8 protein-coding genes are annotated in these 12343 nt (G+C 67.7%); all 8 read right to left on the reverse strand.

Annotation, left to right across the window (positions count from 1 at the left end):
* Nucleotides 1-327 precede the first annotated feature (327 nt).
* Nucleotides 328-2703 carry a methyl-accepting chemotaxis protein gene (locus tag ACZLIF_RS09870; RefSeq protein ID WP_164153061.1) on the reverse strand — a complete coding sequence of 792 codons (2376 nt, stop codon included), beginning with the start codon at nucleotides 2701-2703 and terminating at the stop codon, nucleotides 328-330.
* A 102-nt stretch (nucleotides 2704-2805) separates the two neighbouring features.
* Complete coding sequence (locus tag ACZLIF_RS09875) at nucleotides 2806-3189, reverse strand: hypothetical protein (protein WP_053520421.1); 384 nt, start codon at nucleotides 3187-3189, stop codon at nucleotides 2806-2808.
* A 136-nt stretch (nucleotides 3190-3325) separates the two neighbouring features.
* Entirely contained in the window at nucleotides 3326-3817 is a 492-nt protein-coding gene (locus tag ACZLIF_RS09880; protein ID WP_053520422.1) for a chemotaxis protein CheW, read from the reverse strand.
* 137 nt (nucleotides 3818-3954) lie between these two features.
* Nucleotides 3955-4728 (reverse strand): flagellar brake protein, encoded by a 774-nt coding sequence (locus ACZLIF_RS09885; RefSeq protein ID WP_053520423.1) that lies wholly within the window; start codon nucleotides 4726-4728, stop codon nucleotides 3955-3957.
* 141 nt (nucleotides 4729-4869) lie between these two features.
* On the reverse strand, nucleotides 4870-7062 hold the full coding sequence (locus ACZLIF_RS09890; protein WP_128990759.1) for a methyl-accepting chemotaxis protein: 2193 nt from the start codon (nucleotides 7060-7062) through the stop codon (nucleotides 4870-4872).
* A gap of 3 nt (nucleotides 7063-7065) precedes the next feature.
* On the reverse strand, nucleotides 7066-7539 hold the full coding sequence (locus ACZLIF_RS09895) for a hypothetical protein (RefSeq protein ID WP_128990761.1): 474 nt from the start codon (nucleotides 7537-7539) through the stop codon (nucleotides 7066-7068).
* Between the two features lie 202 nt (nucleotides 7540-7741).
* On the reverse strand, nucleotides 7742-9985 hold the full coding sequence (locus ACZLIF_RS09900) for a methyl-accepting chemotaxis protein (protein WP_478462593.1): 2244 nt from the start codon (nucleotides 9983-9985) through the stop codon (nucleotides 7742-7744).
* A 345-nt stretch (nucleotides 9986-10330) separates the two neighbouring features.
* The gene (locus ACZLIF_RS09905; RefSeq protein WP_053520424.1) at nucleotides 10331-12340 is read right to left on the reverse strand and encodes a chemotaxis protein CheA; all 2010 of its coding nucleotides are present in this window, start codon (nucleotides 12338-12340) and stop codon (nucleotides 10331-10333) included.
* Between the last annotated feature and the right edge of the window lie 3 nt (nucleotides 12341-12343).

Here is a 12343-nt window from a genome sequence, read left to right on the forward strand (position 1 = left end):
GAAAACGGATCTGACCCCCGAAGTGGCCTGGCTTTTGCTTTTTGCTTTCTTTCTTCAATCCGGGGTGGACGCGCACGGAAACTGTCCGTGGCCGGGAGGGTGGGTTGCGCAGGGGCGTAAGCGCCATGGATGGCGCGCCCGAGCCTACAGGGACGTATTCACGGCGTCCCCTGCGCGACCCACCCTCCTGGCCCAAACGAAGGAAATCCGCAGCTCTCCGCGGCCACTCCGAGGGGCTTCGCCGTTGGCTGGACAATCAGATACCCCGTAAACGAAAACGCCCCGGCGCAGGGCCAGGGCGTTGTCGTGCGTCAGGTCAGGCAGGAATCAGAACTCCTGCCAGTCTCCGTCGGCCAGTTCCGCGGCCATCGGGCGACCGCCGCTGCTGCGGCGGGCCGGCGGTGCAGCCGGCGCCGGGGCGGCGGGTGCAGCGGTGCGCGGGGCGGGGGCGGCGACGCGGGGCGCGACCACGGTTTCGGCTTCATCGAGCACGAAGATGGAAACCGCTTCACTCAGATGGCCTGCCTGTTCCTCCATGGCCCGCGCAGCGGCGGTGGCTTCCTCCACCAGCGCGGCGTTCTGCTGGGTAGTCTCGTCCATCTGCACCACGGTCTGGTTGACCTGCTCGATGCCCGCGCTCTGTTCCTGCGAGGCCGCGGAAATCTCGGCCATGATGTCGGTTACGCGCTGCACCGAGGCAACGATCTCGCCCATGGTGGCGCCGGCCTTGTGCACCAGTGCAGAACCATCGGCGACCTTGCCCACCGAGTCGTCGATCAGGCCCTTGATCTCCTTGGCGGCAGCGGCCGAGCGCTGAGCGAGGGTGCGTACTTCGCTGGCGACCACCGCAAAGCCGCGGCCCTGTTCACCGGCACGGGCGGCCTCGACCGCGGCGTTGAGGGCCAGGATGTTGGTCTGGAACGCGATGCCGTCGATGACGCTGATGATCTCGGCGATCTTCTTGGAGGAGGCTTCGATGGCGGACATGGTGGTGACCACCTGGCCGACCACTTCGCCGCCCTGGGATGCGACGCCATGGGCACCGATGGCGAGCTGGTTGGCCTGGCGGGCGTGCTCGGCGTTCTGGCGCACGGTGGAGGTCAGTTCCTCCATCGAGGCGGCAGTTTCTTCCAGGTTGGCGGCCTGCTGTTCGGTGCGGCGCGACAGATCGTTGTTGCCGGAGGCGATCTCGCCGGCGGCAGTACTGATTGCCCGGCTGGACTGCTTGATGCGGGTGACGATCTCGCTCAGCTGCGCGGCAGTGGCATTGGCATCGTCACGCATGCGAGCGAATACGCCCTGGTAGTCGCCATGCATGCGCACGGTGAGGTCACCCTGCGACAGCGCGGCGAGCAGGCCGGAAATCTGTTCGATGCTGCCGGCGTTGGCGTCGAGCAGGCCGTTGATCTGCTGGGCCAGCTGCAGGAAGAAGCCTTCCTTGTCGCTGGTTTCGATCCGGCCGGACAGATCGCCGGCGGCGGCGCGGGCGATCACCCGGGCCACTTCGGCCTCGACCTGCGCTTCCTGGGTACGGTCACGCCATTCCACCACGCAGCCGACGGTGTCGCCGTCCTCGTTGCGGATGGTCGACACGACCTGGGCGAACTGGGCATCGCCGTACTGCATCGGGCGACGGGCCACGCCGTGCTGCTTGAGGTTCGCCAGCAGGGACGGGTCCATCTCGCCACGGTGTTCCAGCACCGTGACCGGCTTGCCGATCAGCGAGTCCTGTGCATCGAAGTCAGGCAGGTCGCGGCGCACATCGTCCTGGTACTGGCTCAACGTCTGCTGCAGGGCACGGTTGCTGTAGACGATGGTGTTGTTGGCATCGGTCAGGTAGACGCCGGTCGAACTGTAGTCCAGCGCGGTCCGGATACGCAGGTTCTCGCGGGCGATGGCCTGGTCGGTCTCGATGCGCTCACGCAGATCACGCTGCATGCGCTGCATGGCCTGCATCAGTTCGCCCACTTCATCCTGGCGGCTGACATCGATGTGACCGTCGAGCTTGCCGCCGGCGACATCATTGGCCACCGAGACGGCACCACGCACGCTGCCGACGAGGGCGCGGGCGAACAGCCACACCAGCACCAGGCCGAGTGCGGCGCCACCGAGCAGGGCGATCACGGTCAGGACGGACGAAGCGGCATAGGTGGATTCGGCCTGTTCGCGCGAGGCGCGTGCGAGGCGGTTGTCTTCGGCAATCAGGGCTTCCAGCGCCGCGGCGGCCTTGCGGTGCTTGGTGCGGGTCTCGCCGACGAAGGTATCGATGGCGTCGTCCGGCAGGTCCAGTTCCAGCATCTCGGTGACGCTGTCGTAGGAGGCCAGGGCGTCCTTCCAGTCCTTGGCGAAGGTGTCGAACAGCTTCTTCTGCTGGGCGTTGTCCACCAGCTTCGGATAGTCCTTGATGGAACTGTCCATGCTGGTACGCAGCGCGGCAGCCTGCTTGCGCGCGTCGGCCTTGACGTCATCGCTGGCACGGATCAGCTGCTGGTAGGCACTGTTGCGGTACTCGCCGAGCATGCCGCGCATCTCGCCGGCCAGGCGGATGCTTTCCATGCGCGAACCGGCCAACTCGGTGGTGACGTTGTTCAGCGAATGCAGGCCACGATAGGCGACGATGCCCTGCAGCAGCATCACCAGCAGGATGACGCCGAAGGTCACCATCAGCTTCGGCATCAGTTTCAGGTTGTTGATCCAAGGCATGGGCGTTGCGATCTCCTAAGGCAGACGCGCACGGGCATCGGGCCCGGTTGCGGCGGCGGCCACGCCGGCACCAGGACCGGCGTGACTGCGACGGACAGCGGATTACTTGATGTTGGCCAGCTTCAGGCCGGCCGGCGAGCTGACTTCGATCTCGGCGCGCGAGGCATCGCGCTGGATCTTGCCGATCACGCACACGGTCTTGCCTTCCAGCGTTTCCAGCGGGAACGAGAACTTGCTGCGGTTTTCACCGGCGATGCGCGCCGAGAAGGTGTGGCGCGGGAAGGCGCCGCCCATGTACAGGAACGTCGGCTGGCCTTCGGAACCTTCGGCGAAGCGGGCCTTCTCGACCTTGCCGCAGACCATGCCGTCCTTGCCCACCGAGCGCGGGGCCAGTTCCGGCGGGATCATGTCCGAGGACTGGGCGAGGGCGGACGACGCGGTGGTGGCCAGGGCGGCAGCCGAAACGAGCGCGAGCAGGGACTTCATCGGGGTGGTTCTCCGGGAGGGTGATGGTTTTTTGCCGGTGGTACGCGTTCCCGCGCGGCCGGCCTCTGTCCCCCTATCGGCACCGCCGCAGGGAACTGAAGGGTTTCGTGACAGCAACGTGAAGCGGTACGCAGACTCAGGCGGCGGCGTCTTCGAGCAGGGCCGGCTGGCCCATGTCCGCGCTGTCCAGCAGGGTCTCGATGTCCAGCAGGATCAGCATGCGGTCGTCCTGGGTGCCGATGCCCGAGATGAACCGGGTATCGACCGCAGCGCCGAATTCGGGGGTCGGGCGGATCTGTTCGGACGACAGCGGGATGACGTCCGAGACGCTGTCCACCACGATGCCGACCACGCGGTCATCGACATTGAGCACGATCATCACGGTAAAGGCGTCGTAGCGCGCGTTTTCCAGGCGCAGCTTAAGGCGCAGGTCGATAACCGGCACGATGGTGCCGCGCAGGTTGATCACGCCCTTGATGTAATCCGGTGCGTCCGGCACCCGGGTGACGGCATCGTAGCCGCGGATTTCCTGCACCTTGAGGATATCCACGCCGTAATGCTCGGCGCCGAGCGTGAAGCTGAGGAATTCGCCGCCGGCGCTGGCGGCGGAGCGGGTCTGGTCGTTCATCGAGGGGTCCTGGTTCTGCCGGAAGTCCCGGTGTCAGGCTCGATATCGGCCCCGCGCGGGGGGACTTTAGGCAGGGCCGTGACAGGACATTCCCGTCTGGTGAGGACCGGATGGCGCCAGGCCACGGCCGGCGCCAGCTACATCTCTCCGTTCCGGCGTGCCTTGCGCTGGCGGTCGATCCGGAAGATGTAGCGCTGGATGGCGCTGTCGCCACCGCGAGGCAGGCTGTCGAAGCGCATCCCCACGCGCTTGATTTCGGTTCCGTTGGGCTGGCGCTGCGGCAGCAGGTTGCAGACCACCAGTTCGATATCCAGATCCGGCCCATCCGACAGCGACAGCACCGCCGCGTAGCGCTGCTGCAGGCCGAACACGGCGCAGTCGCTGGGCACCGCGACGGCAAGGCCACCGCCGCTGATGTCCACCACGCGCATCGACAACGCCTCGGGGCGTCCGTCCGCAGCCGGCAGCAGCAGCTGGGGCGAGTCGGTGATGGGGGTCTCCAGCCGGTACAGTTCGCGCCGCTGCAGATGCATCAGTTCCTCTGGCAGCGCAGCGCGGAAGGCGACGTGGCCGTCGTTGTCCACGCGCTGCAGCCCCTGCAGACGGAAGCGCACCAGCACGCGCTCAAGCTGGGCGAAACACAGCACATGATCGGCCTGCTCGGCTGCCCGGTTGGACGCCTCCTGCGGGCTGCCATCGATCAGCAGCACGTCCTCGTCCTCGTCCAGTTCCAACAGCGCGGTCGGGAACGAGCGATCGCGGCCGTCGATATGCGCGTTTATCAGGGAGCGCTGCTCGATCAGCGAGCGCAGCAGCTGCCGCAGCTGGCGCGGATTACGGACCAGGAAGCGTTCATCCGCGGCGTCGGCCGCATGGACATCGTGCACTGCTGTGTCGTTGCCGTCGGACATGGAATCTGTGGTCAGGGGCGGGCGCCTGCGCGCGCCGGCGCGTGGCTCGATGGGGATATCGGCCACCGCGCCGGATTATGAAGTGTGAGTTTCATCACCTTCCATCGGCCGGGCCGGGATCGAAGGAATGGGCCGAAGGCATCATTCCTCGATACCGGCGATCTGCCGCACACGCTGCATCACCGCCGGATTGTCGTCCCCTCCGTGCAGGTGGAAGCGCGCTACCGCGGCCGCCAGCAGCTGTGCCTGTTCGGCCATGCCGTGGGTGGCCGCGGTGGACGCCTCCACCAGCGTGGCGTTCTGGCGGGTGCTGGCGTCCATCTGCGCGATGCTCTGGTTCACCTGCTCGATGCCCATGCTCTGTTCCTGCGAGGCGGACGAGATCTCGCCCATGATCTGGTTCACCTGCTGCACCGCGGCCACGACCCGCTGCATGGTGCTGCCGGCCTGTTGCACCAGTGCAGCGCCATCGCTGACCTTGCCGACAGAGGCGTCGATCAGGCCCTTGATCTCCTTGGCAGCACCCGCCGAGCGTTGGGCGAGGGTGCGCACTTCGCTGGCGACCACGGCAAAGCCGCGGCCCTGCTCACCGGCACGGGCGGCTTCGACCGCGGCATTGAGGGCCAGGATGTTGGTCTGGAAGGCGATGCCGTCGATGACGCTGATGATCTCGGCGATCTTCTTCGAGGAGGCTTCAATGGCGGACATGGTGGTGACCACCTGGCCGACGACCGTGCGCCCCTCGCCGGCGATGTCGGCCGCATCGGTGGCCAGCTGGTTGGCCTGCCGCGCATGTCCCGCGTTCTGGCGCACCGTCGCGGTCAACTCCTCCATGGTGGCGGCGGTTTCCTCCAGGCTGGCCGCCTGCTGTTCGGTACGGCTGGCCAGGTGGCCATTGCCCTGCGCCAGTCCGGCGGCAGCGCCGGTGAGGCGGCTGGAGGCGGCCTGGATGCTGCCGACGATGCGGGTCAGCTCGGCGATGGTGGTGTTGGCATCGTCGCGGATGCGGGCGTAAACGCCGTGGAAGTCGCCCTGCATCTGCACGGTGAGGTCGCCGCGCGAGAGCGAGGACAGCAGCTGCGAGATCTGCTCGATGCTGCGTGCGTTGGCATCCAGCAGGCCGTTGAGGCGTTCCGCCAGCTGCAGGAAGAAGCCTTCCTTGCCGGCGGTGCCGACGCGGCCGCTGAAGTCGCCCTGCGCGGCGGCATCGACGATATGGCCGAGTTCTTCTTCGACCTCGATCTCGGCTGTGCGGTCGGCCCACTCCACCACGAATCCCTGGCGCTGTTCGTCGTCGCCGATGATCGGATTGACGATCAGCTGCAGGGCCCGGCCGCCGACGCGGATCTGCGTGCGGTAGGTGCCGCTGAGGCGGTCGAGCAGGGTGGCCTGGTGGGCCGGATTGCGGTGGAAGATGTCGATGTTGCGGCCCAGCAGATCGGCGGCGCTGAACTGTGGCAGGTCACGGCGCAGGTCGGCTTCGGCGGCGGCCAGCATTTTCTGCAGTGGACGGTTGACGAAGACGATGTTGCGGTCACGGTCGGCGATCATCACGTTGGTGGTGACATCGTCCAGCGCGCTGCGGATGCGCAGCGATTCGCCACCGGCCGCCAGCTCGCGCTGGCGGCGCTGCAGCAGCCGGGTGCTGGCCTGGACCAGGGCGGCGGCCAGCGAGTCCTGCGGGAACTGGCTGGCATGCAGCGCCTCGGGCAGGGGCTGGTCGTCGGCCAGGCCGCGTGCCAGGTGTGCCAGTTGCTGCGGGTCGTGGCCGAGCAGCAGAAGCTGGCGGCGCATCTGGACGGCCATCACCGACAGCAGGCCGGCCTCGATGGTGACGTACAGGGCGTGCAGGACCAGCACGCCCAGACCACTGCCGGCGGCGAATACCGGGTACGGCAGGCCGCGCGTCTGCAGGGCGAAGAACAGCACGTGATGCACGGCGATCGCCACGGCGGCCACCACGATCGGCAGCCAGTCGCGGTAGTACAGCAGCAGTGCGATCAGCACGATGACCGTGAAGTGGGTCTCCAGCTGTCCGTGCGTCTGGTGGATCAAGGTGGCCGACAGCACCATCCACGCCAGCGCTGTCGTGCAGCGGCTGAGGCGGCTGCCGGGTTGCAGGTGGACCTGCACCGCGCTGACCAGCAGCGCAGGCAGTGCGACCAGCAGCCACGGTGTCCATTGCCCATGGCGCACGGCCAGTGCCAGCGAGGCCAGGACCAGCCCTGCACTGACCAGCAGGAACAGGCGGTCGGCACCCGCGGCCAGCGTGCGCAGGTAAGGCGGTGTCGGCTGACCGGTCGGCGCGGCGGTATTACGGGTGGAGGCATGCATGCGCTACTCCTTGTGGCATGGGCAATGATGGGAAAGGATCACGGGCGCCTGTGCATTGCGCAGCAGCCCCGCAACCAGTGGAGCGGCTGCGAGCGGACGGCCGCCGCAGCCCGCGTCGAGAAGGGAGGGCCCGGCATAGACAAGGCGCTGCTGGTACAGCACCAGCCATTCGAAGGGCAGCGGCGTGCGGGCCTCCCGCAGATCGATGCCGTCGGGTGTGCGCGCCGGTGGGGCGCAGCCACAGACGATGGACTGCCGCAGCAGCAGGGGATGCTGGTGGCTGGCGGCAAGCACGGCGGGCGACAGCTGCGCCAGCACGTCCGCGGCGCGCCAGCGGCCGGCCGGTGGCTGTGAAGCATCGGCCTGCGCCCACAGCGCGGCGAGGGTCCATCCGAGCCACGCAGCGAGCAGCAGCACGCCGGCCAGCATTCGCCCACGCTGTACCGGTATCGGGTCGGGGTCGTTGCTGGCTGGCATCGCTGGCTCGCGTAGGACCGTGTCCCGTTAGCGGCGAGCGGCGGCTGAACCTGAAGAAAAATTCAATCAGTTGGCCGGGGCAACGCTGGAACTGTGATGCGTTGCGACGACCGGCGAGGAGTCACGGCGATCAGACCGGGCCGGTCGAGGGTCGGATCCCTGCCAGTGTGCAGGAATCCGACGCGTCCCGGTTCCGATGAGGTCAGAACTCCTGCCAGTCGCCGTCGAGTGCCAGCGCCGGCTGCGCCGCCGCGGCGCGTGCGACGCGCTGGGGGGCCGGCCTGGCCGCTGGAACTGCCGCTGGCGTTCTGCGCTGCGCCGCCACGACCACCGCCGGTAGCGGTGCTTCGTTCTGTGACTCCAGGCGGAAGCGGGCCACGGCCTCACCCAGCTGCACAGCCTGTTCCTCCATTGCCCGCGCAGCGGCGGTGGCTTCCTCCACCAGCGCGGCGTTCTGCTGGGTGGTCTCGTCCATCTGCACCACGGTCTGGTTGACCTGCTCGATGCCGGCGCTCTGTTCCTGCGAGGCCGCGGAAATCTCGGCCATGATGTCGGTTACGCGCTGCACCGAGGCAACGATCTCGCCCATGGTGGCGCCGGCCTTGTGCACCAGCGCAGAACCATCGGCGACCTTGCCCACCGAGTCGTCGATCAGGCCCTTGATCTCCTTGGCGGCGGCGGCCGAGCGCTGGGCGAGGGTGCGCACTTCGCTGGCGACCACCGCAAAGCCGCGGCCCTGCTCACCGGCACGGGCGGCCTCGACCGCGGCGTTGAGGGCCAGGATGTTGGTCTGGAAGGCGATGCCGTCGATGACGCTGATGATCTCGGCGATCTTCTTCGAGGAGGCTTCGATGGCGGACATGGTGGTGACCACCTGGCCGACCACTTCGCCGCCCTGGGAGGCGACGCCATGGGCACCGATGGCGAGCTGGTTGGCCTGGCGGGCGTGCTCGGCGTTCTGGCGCACGGTGGAGGTCAGCTCCTCCATCGAGGCGGCAGTTTCTTCCAGGTTGGCGGCCTGCTGTTCGGTACGGCGCGACAGGTCGTTGTTGCCCGAGGCGATTTCGCCGGCGGCCAGGGTGATGCTGGAGGCGCTGGCCTGGATCTGGCCAACGATGCGGGTCAGCTGGGTGACGGTGGCATTGGCATCGTCACGCATCCGTGCGAACACGCCGTTGAACTGCCCGTCCATGCGCGCGGTGAGGTCCCCGGCAGCGATCGACTGCAGCAGCTGCGAGAGCTGGCCGAGATTGCTGTCGGCGACTTCCATCATGGTGTTCAGGTGATCGATCATCACCTTGAAATCATGCTGGAAGCGCTGTGCGTCGCCGCGCTGGCTGAAGTCGCCCGCGGCGGCTGCGGCCGCGAGCTGCTGGATCTGCGTATTGATCGCCAGCAGGCTGGACTTGGCCGCATCCATCGACTCATGCAGGATGGCGCGGCTGCCGGGCAGGCGGCGCGCGTCCGGTGCGAGATTGCCGACGGCATACTGGTTGAGTACGTCGATCGCATCGCGGATCGCGTCCAGGTGCTCGAAAATGACCGTATTGATGCCGCTGGCGAGCTGGCCGTAGACACCCGGGAAGTCTTCCGGGATGCGATGGCTGATATCCGGTCCGGCATGCATCTGCGCCATCAGCTGCGTCTGCTCGGAGAAACGGCGCAGCATTGCGGTCATTTCCGCGGTGGCGGACAGCATCTGGCCGGCCTCGTCGTTGCTGGTGGCGCGGGTGCTGACGCTCAGGTCACCGCGGGCGACTGCCTGGATGGCCTGCACGGCCTTGCCGAGCGGACCGGTCACGGCCCGCGAGATGACCGTGGCCAGCGCGGCGGCCAGCAACGACAGCAGTACGATGCAGCCGATGATGGCGATCATGCTGGCGCGATGCGTGGCGTTGGCATCGGCGATCCGCGCGTCCATCAGGCCGGCGATGTGGGCACCCAGTGCCTTCAGGGCGTCGAACAGTTCACGCCGTGCCGGGCGCGACTGCTCGTCGGAAATCTGCTGCGCCATGATGCCGTCGCCGGCGGCCACTGCGTCACGCATGGCCTTGTTGGCGGCGAAGTAGCGATCCACCTGCGCCGAGGCGGCGCGATACAGTTCGCGTTCCTTGTCCTGGGCCGGCAAGGCGGCATAGGCCGCCAGTTCATCGCGTACGGCCTTGGCGGTGGCGTCCATGCGCTTGTTGTAGTCGGCCACCTTGTCCGGTTGGTCCAGCATGGTCAGCTGGGCCAGCTCGTAGGTACGGAATTCACCAAGCTGCGAGCGGGCTTCGCCCAGATGCTGCACCGACGGAATATCGTTGCTGGCCATCGCCCCCAGCTGGTCGTTGGCCTGGCTCAGGCGCAACAGTGCGAACGCACCCAGCAGCAGGGTCATCAGGGTGGTGAGGGTGAACCCCACGGCCAGCTTGCGGGCGATGGGCAGATCGTGGAACCACTTCATGCAGGTGCTCCAGGTGGGCAGAGTGGCGGGCGTGCGCGCCGGCCGGGGAGTGCAGCGTGAACCGGAGCCGATGCGAGTCCGGTCACGACTGTCACTGCGAGATAGCGGCGCACGGCCGGCGGACTTTATGGATGGGCGTCACATCCGGATGCGTAGGGACGGCGGCGCGGACGCGTTGCAGGGGCCGTGTTCCGGCCTGCACGCGGGTGGTTTCCTGCGGCGCCGTGGGCCGACGGAGTTCACGAAATGGAGCGGGAGGCGCACACTCGCCTTGCTACCGGGCTGCACACAAACGAAAGCCGCCGCCCGTGTGGGGCGGCGGCCCTGGATCACCTGCGCTCGGACTCAGGCGGCCTGCGGCACGCGCAGCGAGCGCACCAGCCCACCGATGTCGACGATCAGTGCAACGCGGCCATCGCCGAGGATGGTGGCGCCGGACACGCCGCCGATACGCCGGTAGTTGTTCTCGATGTTCTTGACCACGACCTGCTGCTGACCGACCAGTTCGTCCACTTCCAGTGCGATCTTCTGCCCGTCGCCTTCCACCACCACCACCAGCGATTCGCTGCCGGGCATGCGGGCGCCGTACCCGTAGTACTCGCTGAGGGACAGGATCGGCAGGTACTCGCCACGCACGCGCAGCACGCGCCCTTCGCCGGCCATGCTGCGGATGTCCTCCGGCTGCGGCTGCAGGGCTTCCAGCACATAGGCCAGCGGCAGGATCAACGTCTCGCCCGCCACCGCCACGGTCATGCCGTCGAGGATGGCCAGGGTCAGCGGCAGCCGGATCAGGGTACGCGTTCCAGTGCCCAGGCTGCTTTCGATCTGTACTTCACCGCCCAGTGCCTGGATGTTGCGACGGACGACGTCCATGCCCACGCCGCGCCCGGAGAGATCGGTGACGGCGTCGGCGGTGGAGAAGCCCGGCTGGAAGATCAGGTCCCAGACCTGCGAGTCGGTGGGATTGTCGGGCACGCTCAGGCCGCGTTCGGCCGCCTTGGCGAGGATCCTGGCGCGATCCAGGCCGCGTCCGTCGTCGCTGACTTCGATGACGATGTGGCCTCCCTGGTGCGACGCCGCCAGGGTGATGGTGCCGGTCTCGTCCTTGCCTGCGCCCTTGCGCACGTCCGGCATTTCCAGCCCGTGGTCGATGGAGTTGCGGACCAGGTGGACGAGCGGATCGGCGATCTTCTCGATCAGGCCCTTGTCCAGTTCGGTGCCTTCACCGATGGTGCGCAGGCGGACCTGCTTGCCGAGGCGGGTGGAGAGGTCGCGGACCAGGCGCGGGAAGCGGCGGAACACGGCGTCGACCGGCAGCATGCGCACGCCGATGACGGCTTCCTGCAGGTCGCGGGTGTTGCGTTCGAGCTGATCCAGGCCGGCGAACAGGCTCTCGGCAAGCACCGGATCCAGCGCATGCGAGACCTGCTTGAGCATGGCCTGGGTGATGACCAGTTCACCGACCAGATTGATCAGCGCGTCCACCTTGTCGACACTGACGCGGATCGAGGTTTCCGCATCCTGGCTGGTGCCAGGGGTGCCACTGGCGGCAGGGGCGGCGGCAACGGGGGGTACTGCAGCAACGGGCGTGGAAGGGGCGTTGGCTGTTGTATCGGGGGCGCGGGTGGCCAGGCTCGGCGGCGCGGCCGGACGGATGTCCAGTTCGCAGTCGTCCAGCACCCACGCAAAGGTGTCTTCGATCTTGCTGCGCGGCACCTTGCCGACCAGGCCGAGGTCCCACGCAAGATGGGCTTCGAGAGGGTCAAGCTGGGCGAAGCCGGGCAGGCGTTCGAGCCGCGCAGCGACCTGCAGCGAGCCGAGATGTTCCAGTTCGCGGATGATGCGCAGCGGATCATTGCCGCTCATGAACAGTGAGGGCGCGGGGGTGAAGCCGATCTGCCAGGCTTCGGGCGTATCGTCCACCGGTGCTGCGGCGGCAGCCGCGGCCGGGGCGCTGGCTGCCGGCTGGCCGGACAGCACTGCCTCCAGCCGCGCCTTCACCGCGGCGACGGCCGCCGGATCGGCCGCCTGGCCGTGCTCGGCCTCGCGCAGCAGGGCGCGCAGCACATCCACGGACGACAGCATCGCATCGACCGCGTGGCCTTCCAGCGCGCGCTTGCCGGCGCGCAGCTCGTCCAGCAGCGTTTCCAGTACGTGGGTGAGCGCGGCGATGGCATCGAAGCCGAACGTACCGGCACCGCCCTTGATGGAGTGGGCGGCGCGGAACACCGAGTTGATGATCTCCGCGTCCTGCTGCCCCGACTCCAGGGCCAGCAGGCCGGCCTCCATCGCGTCGAGGCCTTCGCGGCTCTCTTCGAAGAAGGTGGCGTGGAAGCGTTGCAGGTCCATGCTCATGCA

This window comes from Stenotrophomonas sp. 2201_Sma, from assembly GCF_056486685.1.